Genomic DNA, 17,960 nt, shown 5'->3' on the forward strand with positions numbered 1-17,960 from the left:
TTTTCTCACAGAATTCATACCTCTCGAAAGTGTTGAAAGGGGTGGATCATGGCCGCAACACGCAGCGAGTTCCTCCGTAGATCGTGGTCATACATTTGTTGCAGTGAATGCAGAGTGTCTGCCCCTGGCCTTCTTCCTCGATCGTCTTGATCAAGTCCGGGTCGCTGAGCAGAGCGCGGCCCATTTCCACGAACTCGAACCCCTCGCGCATGGCGAGGTCGATCGATTCCTTGCCCGTGATGCCGCCGAGCAGTACCAGCGGCAGATCTACTGCCGTGCGGATTTGGCGTGCGTGGTCGAGAAGGTAGGCGTCGGTGTACGGGTAGGTGCGGAGGAAGTGCTTCCCCACCAGTTTGATTCCGAGCTTCTGCGGTTGCGGCATGAGCGCCCCGAACTCTCGCAGCGGTGCGTCGCCGCGGAACGTGTAGAGGGGGTTCTCGAGTGAGCTACCGGCAGTGAGCACCACCCCGTCCAGCGTGCCGTCTTCTTCGAGCCAGCGCACCAGAGTGATTGCTTCGTCGAGCCAGAATCCGCCGGGTACACCGTCGTCCATGCTGATCTTTGCGAGGATGGCAATCTTTCCGCCCACAGCGTCGCGAACGGCCCGTGCGGTTCGACGCGCAAAGCGTGCCCGATTTTCCAAGCTCCCGCCGTAAGAGTCGTTGCGGTGGTTCAGTTTCGGGCTCAGAAATGAACTGATGAGGTAGCCGTGCCCGAAGTGCATTTCGATCGCGTCGAATCCTGCCTCGACCGCTTGTCCGGCCGCGTGAGCATGAGCCTCGACGATCCGATCGATGTCCGCCTCGGTAGCAGCTTCTGCGAAACTGATGGTCGTCAGATGGAAATGCCGACTCGGTGCAAGTGCCTTGCTGCCGATTGCTTTTGGTGGTGCGACGGCACCCGCATGTCCGATCTGCGCAGATACTGCTGCGCCTTCGGCGTGAATCGCATCCGTCAGCCGGCGCAGACCGGGTGCGGTTTCCTCGGTCCACTGAATCTGCCCTGCGGATGTGCGCCCTTCCGGCGCAACAGCGCAGTAGGCAACTGTTGTCATGCCGACGCCGCCGGCAGCGAACTTGCGATGGAAGTCGATCAGTTCGTCGGTGACCACGCCTTTCGGCGTCATGCCTTCGAACGTAGCCGATTTGATGATTCGGTTCCGGAGCGTTGCCGGCCCCAACTGTGCCGGCGCGAAGGCGTCGAGTGTTTTCATCCGTTCGTATCCGATTCTGCGACAGTTGCTTCGAGCTTTTCGATCTGGTGTGCCAACCAGCCGGATTCCCAGAAGTTCGCCTCGGTGGACGGCTGCGTCAGCAGTTCCCGATGGCAGGCCAGAAGGATGCGGGTAGCGGGTACGTTGTCGGGGGCGAATGCGAGAACAGCTTCGGACAGTGCGGTGGCTTCGACCACCGCGCCTTCGGCAAGTCTCGTTTCGGCGAGTTCGATCGCACGCTCCACCCCGGCAAGTTCGACGAGATCAGCCAAAGTCTTCGCCCGTGGCAGATCGTAGAGCGCGGTGGTCGAGTCGTGATGGAACCAACCCAGGTAGGTTTCCCAGATGGTCTTGACTCCCCATTTGACTTGACCGTAGCCCTGTCCGACGTAAAGGGCTGGAGGCAGAGTGATTTCGCGCATCAATGTTTCGACGGACTTGCCCGCGTTGATTCCGTCGAGCGTGGTTCGGTGCACGTAGTCGACGGCGTCGTACATCCGCTTCAGGACTGCGTCGATCAGCTCTTCTCCCTCGATGGGCTCGCCGCGGCCGGTAATCAGGGTTTTCGGACGCAGATCCCGCAGTTTCCGAATCGTCTGGAGATACGGTTCGGCAAAGCGGTATCGCTGCCCGCGAACGGTATTGAGGTTGGGGAAGTGGCCGAAGAGGGGACCGAGCAGGTTGCTGATCATCGCGATGCGATGCTGAGGGAGCCACACCATTGCGCCGTCGACCGTTTCGCCTACACCGGAATACAATTCGATATCCAGTCCGCCGACCGTGAAGCCGAGACGATCTTTGAATGTGAGATCCGGAACCGGTTCGTCCTGTGCGTTCGACACCGACGGGAATTCTGCGGCAAAGCGTGCGACTGTGTCGGCGTCCCGGCCGAACCACACGGGTGCCCACTGGCGCATCCGCTTGATGACGCGCGCATCGTCGAGCTGGACGGACTGGTTCAGTTCGTTGGCCACGTAGACGGCGCCCGGCTCGCGAAAGGCGTGTACTCCACCGACGTGATCGGTATGGCCCTGAGTGGTGATGATGTATCTGGTCGGCCCGGAGTAGATGTCGTCGAACAGCTTTCGATGATGCGGTCCCTCGAATCCGCAGCCCGTGTTGACGATGATTCGGCCCGCCGGCGTGACGATCATGTATGCCGCGCTGGTGCCGCCACTGCCGTAGATGAAATCGTTGATCTTGATCGCTGCATCGGTGTACTCAGGTTCGAGCAGGGTCTTTCCTGGTCGTTGTGCAATCAGATTGTCGACTTGATCGGAGATGTGCTGGTTCACAAGACCTCTACTTTCACTGGAAAGGCATCAAAATAATTGGCAAATCGAGCGCGTAAATCGGCCGGCTCACGGCCGAAGTCTGCGCGCAGGTCGTAAACAACCTGACCGTTGGAGCCGCGCCTGTGACGGGACATGTACTCGCGGATCTCTCCTCGAGCCTGCTCGGTCATCTCCAGGCCGGCGCGATTGTAGATTTTCTCGACTGTCCCTAGGTCGTCCGCCATGAATTCGTCGAAATACACATCCACGCGCCGCTCTGCGGGAATCAGTGCAAGATCACGAGTGCCCGCGTCGAGCAGTCGGCTGACACGGTCGATCCAGTAGTCGCACACTGCATCCAGATCGAGCGTGTGAAAGTTCATCCGAGCGCCGTAGCCGACCATCGTTGCGGCAGACTGAACTACCGACACTGGATCGCGGTGTGTCATCACGACCGTTGCGTCGGGGAAGGTGTCCATGAGTGGGCCGAGCTGTTCGAGGTGCTGCGGGCACTTGAGTATCCAGCGATTCGGGCCTCGCTGCCACTGCAGGAGTTTGAGCATCGTCTTGATGAACTCGTAGTGTGGGCGCTGATCGTGGGAAAGATAGTAATCGCGCCAGCGAGGGGCCATGGACGACATCCACTCGAAGTTGTAACTCGAGAAATCAAGGCTTTCGAGTTCGAGTTCCTCGTGAATATGTTCCGGGTTCATCGGGTGCATTGCTGCCACCAGTGGGCTCTTGGCCTGCATCTGATCCCAACGTGCTTGGCTCCGAGTCAATCTCGGGTCGACGCCGTCTGCGTCGAGCTCGTCGCCGGCAAAGGGGACAGGTTCCTGGCTCTCCCAGAGCGGCAGCGACCGGAAGCGGGAATCGGCTGAGATGAGGTTCAGGAGATGCGTGGTACCGGATCGCGGCAGTCCCACCACGATGATGGGAGCCACTACCTCCTCGTCGTGAATCTCGGGGTGGCGACGCAGGACGTCCAGCACTCGTAGTCGGTTGGCCGCGTAGCGGGTGCACGCCGAGTGAGTAACCATGCGAGAAACGGGTGACCGATTGGGATCGGCGTCGATCTCGTCCAGCCACAACGCAAGTCGTTCGCGGAAGTCGTCCGGACCGAAATCGTCCAGGCCTGTTTGTTCGCGGGCCGCGGCGAGGACGCTGTCCACGGACAGAGTGATCGGGTTCGCTTCGGCATATGCCCACGTCTGCTGCTGGGACTCGGTGAGTACGGGGTCACGGAGGTCGGCGATGCGGAGGCGTTTCGGTGTGGTTTCCGCAGGCTGCGCAGTTGTCGACGGCACGGTCGTCATCCTTTGATCGAGTATCCGCCGTCGACGGGCAAGGTCTGCCCGGTGACGAACTGTGCGGCTGGGCTGGCGAGAAACAGTACGACGGGGGCGACGTCCGTTGACGGGTCTGCCCACCGGGCCATCGGTGTGCGATCGAGTGACGGTTTGCTGTGCTCAGGACGCTGCTGGAGTCCCGCTGTCATCTTGGTTGCAGTCAATCCCGGGGCAATGGCGTTGACCCGAATCCCGTGCTCGGCCCAACTCGACCCCATGGTCTTGGTCATCTGGACGACGGCGCCCTTCGACGCGCCGTATCCGGGCACGACATCGACGGCGAAGTACGACGCCATCGATGCGACGTTGACAATGGAAGCGCCGCCGCTTTGCGTGCTTTCCTTGAGCAGTGGCAAGACCGCGGACGACATCCGGAACCCACTCACGACGTTTACCGCGAGCGATTCTTCGAATACTTCCGGGTTCCATTCGCCCTTCTGGGTAAGCGTTTGACCTGCGTTGTTGACCAGTATGTCCAGTGCTGACAGCCCTGCGGCGACGTCGGCGATCTGCTCGCGATCGGTCATGACGCACTGCCGATACGTGAATGCGGAGAGGTCGTGCTCGTAGTCGCCCGCTGATGCCTTCGTTCCGGTGATCGTCACGTGTGCCCCGGCGTCGGCGAAGCGGTGTGCAATAGCAAGTCCGAGGCCGTTGGACCCTCCGGTCACCAGAACTCGGGAGGAAGAAAAGTCGAATGCCACAACACTTTTCGCAGTGGAATCAGTTGCGTTGTCTTCGGTGCTCGATGTCATGAGGTGTGACAGTAGCCAGTTTGTGAACAATGTTCAATAGCTGTTGAACATTGTTTAACGAGCAGCTAGTGTGTGTGGATGAACGCAACGAACACCACGTCTGTCCGCGGAGATACGGAAGCACGGCGCCGAGGGATCCTCGATGCTGCAGCAGCCATCCTGGATGTGGGTGGCTACGCCGCACTGACGATTCGGAGCGTCGCCAAAGAAGCCGGTATGAGTCCCGGACTCATCTACCAGTACTTTGTCGACAAACGCGATATCTTTGCAGCTCTCCTCTTCGAGAGTCAGCAGGAGTTGACCGCGTTCATTGCCGAATTGCCACGCGATCAAGGCATATCGGCCCTGATCGCAGCTATCGTGCCTGAGACCACCAAGCAATGGGCCCGAGTCGGGCACGTGGCATCTGTGTGGCGAACGACCGAAGATGCTTCGAACTCCGACGGGCAAGCGGTCCAAGACTTGCGACATTCCACCGAAGCGCAATTCGCAGAGCTGCGGACAGCTCTCGAAGACGCAGCGGGTGCAGAGGGACTCTCACTCCGTGAGGGACCTTCCCTGATCCCCTTCGTCTGGGCCGGCCTCATGGGGCTGGCCGACACCATCGTCAACAACTGGGCCCAAGACCTCGATCCGACGGAGTACATCATGTACTCGGCAGACGGGCTAGCGAGGGCAATTACACACTGACTGGAGCATCGATGACGCGAACTACCACGCATCATGACGACCCACCCGAAACGACGTGCGATACAGCCGCTGCCATCGATATCAGCACTGCCGCAGGAGAACTGCTCCTCCGGTATCGAGAGGCGTTGACTTCCGGCGACGTCGATCCCGTCGCATTCCGAAAGGGTGCAGACCGAGTCAGTCAGGAATTCATCGCGGGGGAACTGGCTCGCCGATTCAGCGGCGACGCAGTGCTCTCGGAAGAATCACCTGACACTGCGGTGCGGCTCGGTGCGTCGCGCGTCTGGATTGTCGACCCACTCGACGGAACTCGCGAGTTCGGTGAGATCGGCCGCAATGACTGGGCTGTGCATGTTGCTCTGTTCGAGAACGGCTCTCTTGCAGCAGGAGCCGTGGCCCTCCCGGGGCTGGGAATAACGCACTCGAGTAAAGACCCGGTACCGCCGTTCGGCGCCGTGCCGTCCAATCCTCGGGTTGTCGTCAGTCGCACCCGCAGGCCCGAGCCCGTGATGGCACTGGCTCGCGCGTTGGATGCCGAGCTGATCGAGATGGGTTCGGCCGGCGCCAAAGCCATGGCGGTGGTGCGCGGCGACGCGGACATCTACGCACACTCCGGTGGACAGTACGAGTGGGATTCTGCCGCTCCTGTTGCTGTATCTCAGGCTGCAGGCCTGCATGTTTCACGAATCGACGGCTCTGCTCTGCACTACAACCAATCAAATCCCTGGTTGCCGGACTTGTTGATCTGCCGCCCCGAGCTCGCGGCTACCGCATTGGAGGTGCTGAACCGATGACTACTGCACTGACTCATCTCGAACGGCTCGAAGCCGAGAGCATCCACATCATGCGTGAAGCCGTCGCCGAGAGTGAAAACCCGGTGATGCTGTACTCGGTGGGTAAGGACAGTGCTGTCATGTTGCACTTGGCGCGCAAGGCCTTCTACCCGTCGAAGTTGCCGTTTCCGCTGCTGCACGTCGACACGACGTGGAAGTTCCGCGACATGTACAAGCTCCGCGACGAGACCGCAGCCGCAACTGATCTCGACTTGCTGGTGTACCAGAATCCCGAATGCGTCGAGAAGGAAATCAATCCGTTCACTCACGGATCCGCAGTGCACACCGATATGTGGAAGACCGAGGGCCTCAAACAAGCTCTGGATCACTACAAGTTCGACGCCGCGTTCGGCGGCGCTCGCCGTGACGAAGAAAAATCCCGGGCGAAGGAACGGATCTTCTCGATCCGATCGGCAGCGCACCGCTGGGATCCGAAGCAGCAGCGCCCGGAACTGTGGCGGATGTACAACGTCCGTAAATCGCCAGGTGAGAGCCTGCGGGTGTTCCCGCTCTCGAACTGGACCGAGCTGGATGTGTGGGAATACATTCGCCAGGAAGAGATTCCGATCGTTCCGCTGTATTTTGCGGACAAGCGTCCCGTCGTCGAACGCGACGGCGCACTGATCATGGTCGACGACGACCGGATGCCGTTGCTGCCGGGAGAAACTCCGGAACTCAAGAGTGTTCGATTCCGCACCCTCGGCTGCTACCCACTGACCGGCGCTGTCGAATCGACGGCAACCTCCTTGACCGACATCATCCAAGAGATGTTGTTGACCACCACTTCCGAACGCCAAGGCCGCGTCATCGATCACGACTCGAGCGCGTCGATGGAGAAGAAGAAGCAAGAAGGGTACTTCTGATGACTCATCCATCCGAACTCATTGCCGACGACATCGAGCAGTATCTCGAGTTGCATGCCAACAAGACGATGCTGCGCTTCATTACGTGCGGTAGCGTCGACGACGGCAAGAGCACGCTCATCGGCCGGTTGCTCTACGAGTCGAAATTGGTTTTCGAAGACCAGCTTTCGGCGCTGGAGAACGACTCGCGCAAAGTCGGCACCCAGGGCGAAGGACTCGATTTTGCGCTCCTCGTCGACGGTCTCGCAGCTGAACGTGAGCAGGGCATCACCATCGATGTCGCCTACCGCTACTTCGCGACCGAGCGTCGCAAGTTCGTCGTCGCTGATACTCCCGGCCATGAGCAGTACACCCGAAACATGGTCACCGGCGCATCGACAGCCGACCTCGCGGTCATCCTCATCGATGCCCGCAAAGGTGTGCTCACTCAAACCCGTCGTCATTCGTACCTGGTTTCACTGCTCGGTATTCGACATGTAGTCATCGCCGTCAACAAACTCGATCTTGTCGACTACTCGCAGGAGGTATTCGACAACATTGTCGCCGAATACCGTGATTTTGCAGACGAAATCGGTTTGAAGAACGTCGTTCCGATTCCCATGTCGGCATATATGGGGGACAACCTGACCGAGCGCAGCGCGAATACCCCGTGGTACAACGGTCCGACACTTATCGATCACCTCGAAACCGTCGAGATCGACGATGATCTGCAGCAACGCCCGTTCCGTATGCCGGTGCAGTGGGTCAACAGACCCGACCTCGATTTCCGCGGCTTCTCCGGTCAGATCACCTCCGGCATCATCCGCCCGGGTGATCGAATTCGAGCACTTCCCAGCGGAAAGGAGTCGACCGTCGCACGTATTGTCACGATGGACGGTGATCTCATCGAAGCCATCGCCGGCCAATCCGTGACCATCACACTCGCCGACGAGATCGACATCAGTCGCGGCGACATGCTCGCTGCCTCGGATTCCCTGCCCCCGGTGGCCGATCAGTTCGAAGCCCATGTGGTGTGGATGGGTGAAGCGGAGATGCTGCCGGAGCGGCCGTACCTCTGCCAGATCGGCACTATGACGGTCCAGGCTCGAATCACCAAGCCCAAGCACAAGATCAATGTCAATACTATGGAGAAGACGGCGACAGACACGCTTGCCCTGAACGAAATCGGTGTCTGCAACCTGAGTTTCGACCGACCGGTACCATTCGACCCGTACACGGAGAATCGTGATACCGGTGGATTCATCCTCATCGACAGGCTGACCAACACGACCGTCGGTGCCGGACTCATCCAGCATTCGCTGCGGCGTTCGGACAACATCCACTGGCAGGCCGTCGACATCGACGAAAAGGCGCGTGAGACGCTCAACAGTCACAAGCCGTGCGTCGTGTGGTTCACCGGGTTGTCCGGCTCGGGTAAGTCGGCGATTGCCAACGAGTTGGAACGACAACTGCATGCACTCGGCTGCCACACCTATCTGCTCGACGGTGACAACGTTCGGCACGGACTCAACCGTGATCTCGGATTCACAGAAGCGGATCGTGTCGAAAACATCCGCCGCGTAACAGAAGTCGCTAAACTCATGGCCGATGCCGGATTGATCGTGCTGGCATCGTTCATCTCACCGTTTCAGATCGAACGTCAATCCGCCAAGGAAACGATCGGTGCCGATCAGTTCTTCGAGGTCTTCGTGGACACCCCGCTGGCTGTCGCCGAACAGCGAGATCCCAAGGGGTTGTACAAGAAGGCGCGCAGTGGTGCGTTGAAGAACTTTACCGGTATCGACTCGCCGTACGAAACACCGGTCTCGCCGGATATCCGTATCGATACGACGTCGTTGTCGACACTCGATGCCGCTGATCAGATCATCCGGCATCTGCTCGAACGCGGAATCATTCACTGAATTCACGATCTGCTGAATACTCAACCCTCAATTAAGGAGTCCTACATGCCTTCTCGCGACGATATCTGCGCCGTTGTCGACAGCTATGTCAAGCTGCTCGGATCGCACCAGATCGATGCGTTGATGGAATTGTTCCATCAGGGTGCTGTGCAGCACGAACCTGTTGGTGTTCGTACCAATCGAGGTTTCGACGAGATCCGTGCATTTTTCGCCGAGAGCGAGGACACGCCGTTCACGGTGAGCCTGCTTACCCCTGTCACCGTGGTGGGGAAGTTCGCCGCGATGCAAATGCGGGTCCAGCGTGAAGGCTTGGAGGACTTCGCGTCCACAGACCTCTTCGAGTTCGACGACAACTGCAAGATCCTTTCGATCACCGCCGTACCCGACATCAAGGCTCTCATTCCCTGATTCGGGCAGCTCGAACTGCTGGAGCGCTCGAGAATGGAAGTAGATGCGCACCGATATCGGGGCAGGAGAGCATGACCTGTGCTGCATCGACAAACCGATACGGCTGTGCTGCAACAACTCCAGCAAGATTCTTGCGTAGGCGGGACATCTCGGCCCGTACGGTCACCGTGCGGGCCGGGTCGTCGAACAGGTCCTGGGCCAATTGTGACGCGGTGCGCCCGCGTCGCTCCGATCCCAGGAGGAACAGAATCTCCGCATGGCGCTGGGTGGGGGAGTACGTCCATTCTCCCAACTCCGAAGACACGGTTACCGACATGTTCTCGGAATCACGCAGATCGACGTGCACTGTGGGAGCCGCGCCGTTGCTGCCGACGGAGGTCGGCCTGATCAACCAGCCTCCGGGGAGCGGATCCAATTCGCACAATCCGAGGGCCGGGAACCATGTCCGGCCGGGAGTCAGCGCCGCGGGCAGCAGGATTCGTGTGCGATGCGGCAGAGAATCGACCGCCGCGACCCAGCCGTGGGCATCGGTAACCAGTGCAGGTGATCCGCCGCGTGCGAGCATCGGCGCTGCAACAGAACGTAATTGGTCGAGATTGTCACGGTGTTTGTCACGCAGGTGGGATTGGGCGAGGCGTGCGACGGCGTCGACCAGTGCGAGTGTGGTGGGGTGAATGGTCTTGGCCGGCCCGCTGATGTCGACCACCCCGATCACCCGATCGTCGCGCGGATCGCGGATGGGTGCACCCGCGCAGGTCCACGGATGGTGGCTGCGCGCATAGTGTTCCGCCGAAAAGATCTGAACAGCTTGATGCGACACCAGTGCGGTGCCGATGGCATTGGTGCCAACGGAGTCCTCGGCCCAGTTTGCACCCTCGATAAATCCGAGCCGCCCGGCCTGATCGAGTACTCGATTGGAACCGCTGCGCCACAACACCGTTCCACGGATGTCGGCGACAACCATGATGTTCTCGCCGCTCGCAGTCACCGACTCCAGTCCGCGGGTCACGTCGTCGAGTACGTCGTACAGGCCGGATTCGCGGCGACGCAGATCGAGTTCTGCAACATCCATCGACGGTTCGACTCGGCTCTGTTCAGGATCGACTCCAAGTTCGCGCAGTCGTTGCCAGGACTTGCGGATCACGTCGCGGGGACGGGCGGGGGATCGATCACCGGCCATCGTGGCGTCGTACACCGCGGCGAGGGTCCTCGCATAGTTGCGAGGATCCTCACCGGGTGGCATCGCGGGCTCGGGTAGCCGCGTTGTGGGTGTTGCCATGTCAGCGATATACCAACCCTCCGTCGATGAGGCCGGCTTGGCCGGTCATGTAATCCGAGTCCGGTCCGGCCAGATAGGAGACGAACCCGGCGACGTCGTCGGGGGTCTCCGCTCGTCCCAAGGCAATGCCGCCGACAAACTTGTCGTATGTCTCCCCTTCCGGTGCACCGGTGAGTTCGGAGAATCGCTTGTCGATGGTGACCCACATATCGGTTCCCACAACTCCGGGACAGTACGCGTTGACGGTAATGCCGTCCGACGCGTATTCCTTGGCCGCAGCTTGAGTGAGTGCCCTGACCGCAAATTTTGTTGCGCTGTATACGCCCAGCATGGCAAAACCGTCGTGGCCGGCAATGGACGATGCATTGATGATCTTCCCTCGCCGACCGAGTTCCTTGAACTTCGCGGCGCCGGCCTGAATGCCCCACAGCACGCCGTCGACGTTGACGCTCCAGATCTTGGCGACGTCTGCGGGGGTGACGTCGGACAGGGGGCCTACCAGTGCGATTCCCGCGTTGTTGACAATGATGTCGAAGCCGCCCAGTGTTGAATATGCGTGTTCAACGCTGGCGAGCACCTGATCGCGGTCGCTGACATCGGCGATGAACGTGCTTGTCCGACGGCCGATTTCGCGGATTTCTTCGGCGACGGCATCCAGCTTGGTCTGGTCGAGATCGACTAACGCGATATCCGCGCCGTCCTGGGCGAGTCGGAGTGCGATGCCGCGTCCGATCCCTTGGCCTGCTCCGGTGACCAGTACAACTTTGCCGGTGATGCTCATATGCAGTGTCTCCTCGTTGGCGGGTTAGCCGATGAGTGAGTTATATGTGATGACGACCACACTATAGAAGGGTTGCATCGCGTTGCAAACCCGATCAATCGGACATCGATTGCAACCGTCGGCAACTCTCCCGGTGTCCGGTTCGGCGCCTTCATAGTTGCGCGACCACTTCGCGAATTGCTTTGTGGCACAAACCGGGAGAAGAAGAAATGACTGCAACAGTCGATGCTGCGACAGGTTCGGGCACTCCGAGCCGTCTACCCTCGCGCCGCTGGATTCCGTTCGGTGCTGCCAATCTTGTGATCGTTCTGGTTCTGGCTCTGGCAAGTTGGTATCTTCTGGCCGATCCGGTGACCAGTCCCTGGAATTTCTATCCGCTGCCGTTCAATGCAGCACTGTTCTGGGCCATACTTTTTGTGGTGTTCATCGGCTTCAACTGCGAGTTTGCCGGATTCGATCGGCTGCAGCAGCCGGCCAGGGGCATCGCAATCACGGCAGCGACAGCCGTGTTCTCGGTTGCGGTGACGTGGTTGCTCGCCAATGGAATCGGGAGTCTTTACCCGGACTTCGCGGCAGACCGCGCCGGCGGTCTCGGTTATTTCGCCGGCGCCTTGTTTGTGCTGTTCGGGTTCGGGACCTGGGTGATGGTGGTCCTGAACTGGCAGCATTGGCCCTGGACCGCAATGGGGATGAAGCAGCCACTTGTGGGTTTGTGTGAGATTGCGTTTGTGGCCGTGCCGACGCTCGCGCTGTACTTCGTGTTCGGCTTGCCGTCCGTGTCGCTGTCCGCAACCGATCCTCTGATGACCGTCGACACCGTACTCGGGTGGTTCTACTGCGTTGTAGTGGTCGTGATCCTGACCGGTCAGACCCTCGACAATTGGCCGTGGCGACAGTTCGGTGGCGGCGGGAAAACGGCTCTCGCGGCCACAGTCGGCAATTTTGTCCTGGGAACCGGGCTGTACTTCGTGGCATTGCCCGTCGCGAAGGTTCTGCTGGGAAGTGCTGCAGTTACCGAGTTGGGTGGCGTCGTGCATCAGTTTCCCGCCCAGCTCGGTGTGTGCTGGGCATTCTGGATGATCTTCTGGGCCAATGCATTCGGAAACAAGCCCACAGGTTTCGGCGACGGGGTCAATCTTCTGGTCCGCGGTGTGCTCACGTTTGTCTTGGCGGTCGCGACATTTCTGTTCTACTACCGATTTGCGGCGGAGCACATTCTTCACGAACCTGCAGTGGCCGACGGGTTGCACGGCAATGCACTGGGTTTCGTGGATTGGGCGGTGCTGTGGACGCTGTTCTACGTCGTCGGTTTTCAGTCGTTGGGGCTCGGCCGCTTGAAGCCTGAATCCGCGTGAAACCGGTTGCCCGCATCTGCATGCGGGCAACCGTCCTGCGTAGGTCAGACCTTCGTGAGAGGTGCTGATTCTGCGGCATTTTCCTTCGGCGCCGCGGTCTTTCGTGCGGGAATCAGGAGCGTGAGAGCGCCGGCGACCAGCGCCGCACCGCAGGCGATGAGCAGCCCGGTCCGGAAGCCGGCTTCCGTCGGCAGGGTGTGACCGGCGAAGTCCATGCTCATCTGAGCCAGGACAACACCCACGACGGCGGCGGAGATCGAGGTGCCGACGGAGCGCATCAAGGTGTTGAAGCTGTTGGCCGACGCCGTTGCCGACGGTGGGACAGCACCCATGATGAGGGCGGGCATCGAGCCGTACGCAAGGCCGATTCCCGCATTGCAGATGCAGCTCACGATCAGCAATCCCCAGGTGGATCCCATGAGGAGCATCGACGATCCGTACCCCAGCGCGATGACCAGGGTCCCGAGCAGCAATGTCACCTTGGGTCCGCGGGCGGCGGAAAGCTTTGCGCCCGCGATGGAGACGGCCATCATGACAAAACCGCCTGGCGCCATCCACAGGCCCATTGCGAGCATCGACTGACCCATGCCGTAGCCGGTGGCGGCGGGCAACTGAAGAAGCTGGGGCAGGATCAGAGCCTGGGCGTACATGGCAAAGCCGACGGCAACCGAGGCTGTGTTGGTGAACAGTACCTGCGGCCTCGCGGTGATCCGCAGGTCCACCAGCGGGTCGTCGGTGCGGAGTTCCCACCAACCCCAGACAGCCAGGACGATAACGGTGGTTGCGAACAATCCGACGGTTGTTCCACTGGCCCAGCCCCAGTCGGCGCCCTTCGAGACGGCCAACAAGAGCGATATCAGGCCGACGCCCAATCCGAGTGCGCCGATGAAATCGAAGCGACCGCCTGAGTTGTGCACCGGAGTAGCGGGAACGAAGAACCAGATCAGCACAGCGATGATCACGCTGAGAACGGCGGAACCCCAGAAAAGGACGCGCCAGTTGGTGTGCTCGGCCACGGCAGCTGCCATGGGCAACCCGAGTGCGCCGCCGATGCCCATCGAGGAACTCATCAGTGCAATGGCGGAATGCAGCTTCTCCGGCGGGAGCAGGTCACGCAACGCGCTGATTCCCAAGGGGATCATGCCGACGCCGATACCTTGAAGTCCGCGGCCGATCACCATGGGCATCAGCGACGATGCCATGGCTGCGACAACCGACCCGGCGATCAGCGGGATGGAGCAGATCAGGATCATCTTGCGCTTGCCGTACAAGTCACCGAGGCGACCGGATATGGGAGTTGCGACGGCACCGGCAAGCAGTGTTGCGGTGATGACCCACGATGCGTTGGACGCCGTGGTGTTCAACAGTTTGGGGAGGTCTGCGATCAGCGGTACGACGATCGTCTGCATAAGCGCGGCGACAATGCCTGCAAATGCGAGGACTCCGACAAGTCCGCCTGCGCGAACGTCGGGTTGGGTGGAATTCTCCACGCCCTTCTCCTTTTATTAAGGTAAAGAATCATTTACTATGCAAACGAGTTGCATCATGCAAGAGATGTGCAGCATACATATTTGTTGTTCGCTGCATCGGGTTGTGCGTACCGTCTGGTCGAGATTCGGTGCTCGGATCGAGAATGGATCGGTAGAAGGACGGCATGGACAAGCCCACGCATTTGATCGAGTTCGAAACCATGTTGCTCGGGCGATACGTCGGCCTTCAGCCGCCGCAGTACACATACGGTCGCAATCAACTCGATCGCAGTGCCTACACCTTGCTCAGTCGCATCGACATGCAGGGCCCGATGTCGCTCGGTGAACTCGGTGAGGCTTTCGGGCTGGATACGTCGACGCTCAGCCGACAGACATCGGCGATGGTGAATTCCGGACTGGTGCAACGTATTTCCGATCCAGATGGCGGCATGGCGCGAAAGTTCCGCATCACGGACGAGGGGATGCGCCGACTCCGTGCGGACCGGGCGAGAAACGTGGACGGGCTGGATCAGGTTCTGGCTGATTGGGAACCCGAGGACGTTGCGACTTTTGCGATGTGGCTCCGGAAATTCAATTCCGATGTCGAGAGGTTTTCCGGGCGCCCCTGGCCACGAACGTAGCGCGACTTTCATCGCGTACTTCGATTGCAACTGGTTGCAACGCTTGTGACCAGGACCACTGATGCGATGTGCTGTGTATCACATTCCGAAAGAAGGAGAAGTGATGACGCAAACCATCGATTCCGCAGTTGCAGCCCCGGAAAGCGCGACGGCTGTAACACCCCAGGAGCGCGTCGACGCCTGGCTGGCGGATTTCGAGTCGGCACTCGCGGCTCGTGACATCGAGCGTGTTGCAGGCAAATTCGCCCTCGACAGTTTCTGGCGAGACCTGGTGTCGTTCACCTGGAACATCAAGACCGTCGAAGGCCGCGAGCAGATTGCCGACATGCTCTCCGAGCGTCTCGATGACACCGATCCTTCAGGGTTCCGGACCACCGAGACACCGGACGAAGCTGACGGTGTCACTTCGGCCTGGATCGAATTCGAGACTGCAACCGGGCGTGCGCACGGGCACCTTCGTCTCAAGGACGAGCTCGGCCAGCCTGTCGCCTGGACCCTGCTGACGTCGCTGCAGGAATTGAAGGGGCACGAAGAGGGAAAGGGCACTCGCCGGCCGCGCGGAGCGAAGCACGGGGCAGATCCGAACCGCGTGACGTGGGCCGAGCAGAAGGAGATCGAGGACCGCGAACTCGGTTACACCACGCAGCCTTACGTCGTGATCGTCGGCGGCGGCCAGGGCGGAATCGCGCTCGGTGCCCGGATGCGGCAGCTCGGTGTTCCGGCCATCGTGATCGACAGCCACGAGCGGCCGGGCGACCAGTGGCGCGGACGCTACAAGTCACTGTGCCTGCACGATCCGGTTTGGTACGACCACCTGCCGTACATGCCGTTCCCCGACAACTGGCCGGTGTTCGCGCCGAAGGACAAGATCGGCGACTGGCTCGAGATGTACACGAAGGTCATGGAGGTTCCGTACTGGAGTTCCACCACCTGCACCTCCGCGTCGTTCGACGAGAAGGCCCAGGAATGGACCGTCGAGGTCAATCGAAACGGCGAGAAGCTGACGTTGCGTCCCAAGCAGTTGGTGATGGCGACCGGTATGTCCGGCAAGGCAAACGTTCCGACGTTCCCCGGGCAGGACAAGTTCCTCGGCGATCAGCACCACTCGAGCAAGCACCCCGGTCCGGATCAGTACATCGGTAAGAAGGTCGTGGTCATCGGGGCCAACAACTCTTCGCACGATATCTGCGGCGCTCTGTGGGAGAACGGCATCGACGTCACGATGGTGCAGCGCAGCTCGACGCACATCGTGAAGTCGGATTCGTTGATGGATCTGGGCTTGGGCGATCTGTATTCGGAACGCGCCCTCGCCGCAGGTATGACGACGCACAAGGCGGACCTCACGTTCGGTTCGCTGCCGTACCGGATCATGCACGAGTTCCAGATCCCGGTGTACGACGCAATCCGCGAGCGTGACAAGGACTTCTACGATCGCCTCGAGAAGGCAGGCTTCGAGCACGACTGGGGCGACGACGGTTCGGGCCTGTTCATGAAGTACCTACGACGCGGCTCGGGTTACTACATCGACGTCGGCGCGGCAGAACTGGTTGCCAACGGAGACATCAAGCTCGCGCACGGCAACATTCGTGAGCTCACCGAGACCAGTGTCATCCTCGAAGACGGTACGGAACTGCCGGCCGACGTGGTGGTTTACGCAACCGGCTACGGCTCGATGAACGGTTGGGTGGCCGATCTGATCGGTCAGGACACTGCCGACAAGGTGGGCAAGGTGTGGGGGCTCGGCTCGAACACGACCAAGGATCCGGGACCGTGGGAGGGCGAGCAGCGCAACATGTGGAAGCCGACGCAGCAGGAAGCGCTCTGGTTCCACGGCGGCAATCTGCATCAGTCGCGCCACTACTCGCTGTACCTCGCGCTGCAGTTGAAGGCGCGCTACGAGGGCATTCCGACGCCGGTGTACGGATTGCAGGAAGTGCATCATCTGAGCTGAAAAACTACTGCTGTGCGCCTTCGTTAACCGCCCGCGGTTAATAAAGGCGCACAGCAGGTTCAGCGAAGGGCGAACTTTTTCGCGACGTCGGCATCCCTGGTCGCGCGCTCGGTGAGAAAGGCAAACGCCAATCCGAGTACAAGCCACAAGGTTGCCTGTGTAGCGAGGGACGAGAGACGGAATTCCCACAACAGAGTCGCTGGGAAATCGTCGCCCACTTCGTTGATCGTGGGCAGTGAGACATAGCCGATCACGACGATCACGAGGAACGCGGCGACCGGAGCGGCGACGCGCACACTGAGGAACTCGTGGGCGGATACAGCTTTTGCCGCGGCAGCGGCGGCGGTGACGGCCAGCAGTCCGAGGATCACGGTCGCGAGCCACAGCAAGGTTCGCTGGTTGATCGTGTCTGGATCGCCGACGGCCGGTGGATTGGCCGGGTACTTGAAGAACGGCACCGCCTCGATGGCGAGCCAGCCTCCCAGTGCGATGGCCATCGCCAATAACGGTCCGGACATCGCGGTGATCCGCCGCGCGTAGTTGGCGACCACAGCGAAGATGGCGCCGAGGGCCAAGCCCGCGAGCGACGTCGCGAGGAAGAGGCCGGCGCGTTGACCGTCACGACTGACAAGTGGGGCTTCTTCGTCGCCGTGGGAGTGCCCGGCAGTTTCGCCGGCAGCACTGTTGGCTTCTTCGATCGCGATGGCAGCGTTGACATGCGGTTCACCCAACACAAATGCAACTCCGCCGGCAAGGATGCCCGCGATCAAACCAGCCAACAAGCCACGAATCAGAAGCTTCGTGAAATTGTCGACTAGTGGCACGGGAGGCCCATCAAGTGGCGTCCGTCGTGCATCAGCTCATGCATGTACATGCCAGTGCGTGAGATTGCGCCCTGGTCGAATCCGACCAGGTAGAGAGCCAGCATCGCGAACAGCAGAACAGCTGCGGCGAAGAAGGCGAGACGAGTCGAATCGATCGACGAGTCGGGAGAGTAGGCCAGTGCCATCGAAGCCTCCTGGGATTTTCGCGTCCCCTAGGTCAAATGCGATGGCCGAAGTGTCTGGCTGTCGAGGTGGTTCACCTCGAATTACAGTGGCGCGACCGCTCCGGGCTTTCACCGGATTCCTGTCGACCATCGCGTGTACAGAGCGCACTTTAGCAGTGAACACACAAAAATCGTGAAGGATTTTGTTCG

At 60.3% G+C, this 17,960-nt stretch carries 17 protein-coding genes and 1 riboswitch; of the genes, 8 read left to right on the plus strand and 9 right to left on the minus strand.

The features are described from left to right. Positions 1 to 46 precede the first annotated feature (46 nt). The 4 genes from ACFRFQ_RS10480 to ACFRFQ_RS10495 are packed head-to-tail and all read right to left on the minus strand — an operon-like array spanning position 47 to position 4,591. Positions 47 to 1,213: an NADH:flavin oxidoreductase gene (locus ACFRFQ_RS10480; protein ID WP_378656562.1), complete on the minus strand. Its 1,167-nt coding sequence runs from the start codon at positions 1,211 to 1,213 to the stop codon at positions 47 to 49. Then, on the minus strand, positions 1,210 to 2,508 hold the full coding sequence (locus tag ACFRFQ_RS10485; protein ID WP_378656564.1) for an alkyl sulfatase dimerization domain-containing protein: 1,299 nt from the start codon (positions 2,506 to 2,508) through the stop codon (positions 1,210 to 1,212). Before ACFRFQ_RS10485 ends, ACFRFQ_RS10480 begins: the two co-directional genes overlap by 4 nt. After that, entirely contained in the window at positions 2,505 to 3,794 is a 1,290-nt protein-coding gene (locus ACFRFQ_RS10490; RefSeq protein WP_378656567.1) for a sulfotransferase family protein, read from the minus strand. The genes ACFRFQ_RS10485 and ACFRFQ_RS10490 overlap by 4 nt, the downstream gene beginning before the upstream one ends. Before the next feature lie 5 nt (positions 3,795 to 3,799). Next, positions 3,800 to 4,591, minus strand: a complete 792-nt coding sequence (locus ACFRFQ_RS10495) for an SDR family NAD(P)-dependent oxidoreductase (RefSeq protein ID WP_378656570.1) — start codon at positions 4,589 to 4,591, stop codon at positions 3,800 to 3,802. 78 nt (positions 4,592 to 4,669) lie between these two features. Here ACFRFQ_RS10495 and ACFRFQ_RS10500 point away from each other — a divergent pair, with 78 nt between their 5' ends. The 5 genes from ACFRFQ_RS10500 to ACFRFQ_RS10520 are packed head-to-tail and all read left to right on the plus strand — an operon-like array spanning position 4,670 to position 9,286. Next, positions 4,670 to 5,281, plus strand: a complete 612-nt coding sequence (locus tag ACFRFQ_RS10500) for a TetR/AcrR family transcriptional regulator (RefSeq protein ID WP_378656573.1) — start codon at positions 4,670 to 4,672, stop codon at positions 5,279 to 5,281. 11 nt (positions 5,282 to 5,292) lie between these two features. Continuing rightward, the gene (locus ACFRFQ_RS10505) at positions 5,293 to 6,075 is read left to right on the plus strand and encodes a 3'(2'),5'-bisphosphate nucleotidase CysQ (RefSeq protein ID WP_378656575.1); all 783 of its coding nucleotides are present in this window, start codon (positions 5,293 to 5,295) and stop codon (positions 6,073 to 6,075) included. Beyond that, complete coding sequence (gene cysD / locus ACFRFQ_RS10510) at positions 6,072 to 6,977, plus strand: sulfate adenylyltransferase subunit CysD (protein WP_378656578.1); 906 nt, start codon at positions 6,072 to 6,074, stop codon at positions 6,975 to 6,977. Before ACFRFQ_RS10505 ends, cysD begins: the two co-directional genes overlap by 4 nt. Further along, positions 6,977 to 8,878 carry a sulfate adenylyltransferase subunit CysN gene (gene cysN, locus ACFRFQ_RS10515; RefSeq protein WP_378656581.1) on the plus strand — a complete coding sequence of 634 codons (1,902 nt, stop codon included), beginning with the start codon at positions 6,977 to 6,979 and terminating at the stop codon, positions 8,876 to 8,878. The genes cysD and cysN overlap by 1 nt, the downstream gene beginning before the upstream one ends. Positions 8,879 to 8,923: 45 nt before the next feature. Then, the gene (locus ACFRFQ_RS10520; protein WP_378656584.1) at positions 8,924 to 9,286 is read left to right on the plus strand and encodes a nuclear transport factor 2 family protein; all 363 of its coding nucleotides are present in this window, start codon (positions 8,924 to 8,926) and stop codon (positions 9,284 to 9,286) included. Here the strand turns inward: ACFRFQ_RS10520 and ACFRFQ_RS10525 are convergent. Together ACFRFQ_RS10525 and ACFRFQ_RS10530 are read right to left on the minus strand one after the other, a co-directional pair. Continuing rightward, positions 9,276 to 10,529: a GAF domain-containing protein gene (locus tag ACFRFQ_RS10525; RefSeq protein ID WP_378657397.1), complete on the minus strand. Its 1,254-nt coding sequence runs from the start codon at positions 10,527 to 10,529 to the stop codon at positions 9,276 to 9,278. The genes ACFRFQ_RS10520 and ACFRFQ_RS10525 overlap by 11 nt on opposite strands. 37 nt (positions 10,530 to 10,566) lie before the next feature. Further along, complete coding sequence (locus ACFRFQ_RS10530; RefSeq protein WP_378656586.1) at positions 10,567 to 11,346, minus strand: acetoin reductase; 780 nt, start codon at positions 11,344 to 11,346, stop codon at positions 10,567 to 10,569. A gap of 209 nt (positions 11,347 to 11,555) precedes the next feature. On the opposite strand from ACFRFQ_RS10530, the gene ACFRFQ_RS10535 reads away from it, so the two are divergent. Next, a complete protein-coding gene (locus tag ACFRFQ_RS10535; protein WP_378656588.1) occupies positions 11,556 to 12,701 on the plus strand; it encodes a hypothetical protein in 1,146 nt (381 codons plus the stop codon). Positions 12,702 to 12,745: 44 nt separating this feature from the next. Here ACFRFQ_RS10535 and ACFRFQ_RS10540 read toward each other — a convergent pair whose 3' ends face one another. Then, positions 12,746 to 14,191 (minus strand): MFS transporter, encoded by a 1,446-nt coding sequence (locus tag ACFRFQ_RS10540; RefSeq protein WP_378656591.1) that lies wholly within the window; start codon positions 14,189 to 14,191, stop codon positions 12,746 to 12,748. 164 nt (positions 14,192 to 14,355) lie between these two features. Between ACFRFQ_RS10540 and ACFRFQ_RS10545 the strand changes: the two genes are divergently transcribed. Together ACFRFQ_RS10545 and ACFRFQ_RS10550 are read left to right on the plus strand one after the other, a co-directional pair. Beyond that, positions 14,356 to 14,811: a MarR family winged helix-turn-helix transcriptional regulator gene (locus ACFRFQ_RS10545; RefSeq protein WP_378656594.1), complete on the plus strand. Its 456-nt coding sequence runs from the start codon at positions 14,356 to 14,358 to the stop codon at positions 14,809 to 14,811. Positions 14,812 to 14,914: 103 nt separating this feature from the next. Next, on the plus strand, positions 14,915 to 16,762 hold the full coding sequence (locus tag ACFRFQ_RS10550) for an NAD(P)-binding domain-containing protein (protein ID WP_378656597.1): 1,848 nt from the start codon (positions 14,915 to 14,917) through the stop codon (positions 16,760 to 16,762). Between the two features lie 59 nt (positions 16,763 to 16,821). On the opposite strand, the gene ACFRFQ_RS10555 is transcribed toward ACFRFQ_RS10550, so the two are convergent. Beyond that, on the minus strand, positions 16,822 to 17,586 hold the full coding sequence (locus ACFRFQ_RS10555) for a CbtA family protein (protein WP_378656599.1): 765 nt from the start codon (positions 17,584 to 17,586) through the stop codon (positions 16,822 to 16,824). Next, a complete protein-coding gene (locus tag ACFRFQ_RS10560; protein ID WP_378656602.1) occupies positions 17,577 to 17,771 on the minus strand; it encodes a CbtB domain-containing protein in 195 nt (64 codons plus the stop codon). Before ACFRFQ_RS10560 ends, ACFRFQ_RS10555 begins: the two co-directional genes overlap by 10 nt. 31 nt (positions 17,772 to 17,802) lie before the next feature. Beyond that, a riboswitch (cobalamin riboswitch) is annotated at positions 17,803 to 17,938 on the minus strand. Positions 17,939 to 17,960 lie beyond the last annotated feature (22 nt).

Origin of the sequence: Rhodococcus sp. NPDC056743 (assembly GCF_042790355.1) — a bacterium.
In the GTDB taxonomy this organism is placed as follows: Bacteria; Actinomycetota; Actinomycetes; order Mycobacteriales; family Mycobacteriaceae; genus Rhodococcus_F.

What these genes read in the sequence shown, in the direction of transcription:
- ACFRFQ_RS10480 (WP_378656562.1), bottom strand. Translation starts at nt 1,213, where the DNA reads ATGAAAACACTCGACGCCTTCGCGCCGGCACAGTTGGGGCCGGCAACG.
- ACFRFQ_RS10495 (WP_378656570.1), bottom strand. Translation starts at nt 4,591, where the DNA reads ATGACATCGAGCACCGAAGACAACGCAACTGATTCCACTGCGAAAAGT.
- ACFRFQ_RS10500 (WP_378656573.1), top strand. Translation starts at nt 4,670, where the DNA reads ATGAACGCAACGAACACCACGTCTGTCCGCGGAGATACGGAAGCACGG.
- ACFRFQ_RS10505 (WP_378656575.1), top strand. Translation starts at nt 5,293, where the DNA reads ATGACGCGAACTACCACGCATCATGACGACCCACCCGAAACGACGTGC.
- cysD (WP_378656578.1), top strand. Translation starts at nt 6,072, where the DNA reads ATGACTACTGCACTGACTCATCTCGAACGGCTCGAAGCCGAGAGCATC.
- cysN (WP_378656581.1), top strand. Translation starts at nt 6,977, where the DNA reads ATGACTCATCCATCCGAACTCATTGCCGACGACATCGAGCAGTATCTC.
- ACFRFQ_RS10520 (WP_378656584.1), top strand. Translation starts at nt 8,924, where the DNA reads ATGCCTTCTCGCGACGATATCTGCGCCGTTGTCGACAGCTATGTCAAG.
- ACFRFQ_RS10525 (WP_378657397.1), bottom strand. Translation starts at nt 10,529, where the DNA reads ATGCCACCCGGTGAGGATCCTCGCAACTATGCGAGGACCCTCGCCGCG.
- ACFRFQ_RS10530 (WP_378656586.1), bottom strand. Translation starts at nt 11,346, where the DNA reads ATGAGCATCACCGGCAAAGTTGTACTGGTCACCGGAGCAGGCCAAGGG.
- ACFRFQ_RS10535 (WP_378656588.1), top strand. Translation starts at nt 11,556, where the DNA reads ATGACTGCAACAGTCGATGCTGCGACAGGTTCGGGCACTCCGAGCCGT.
- ACFRFQ_RS10545 (WP_378656594.1), top strand. Translation starts at nt 14,356, where the DNA reads ATGGACAAGCCCACGCATTTGATCGAGTTCGAAACCATGTTGCTCGGG.
- ACFRFQ_RS10550 (WP_378656597.1), top strand. Translation starts at nt 14,915, where the DNA reads ATGACGCAAACCATCGATTCCGCAGTTGCAGCCCCGGAAAGCGCGACG.
- ACFRFQ_RS10560 (WP_378656602.1), bottom strand. Translation starts at nt 17,771, where the DNA reads ATGGCACTGGCCTACTCTCCCGACTCGTCGATCGATTCGACTCGTCTC.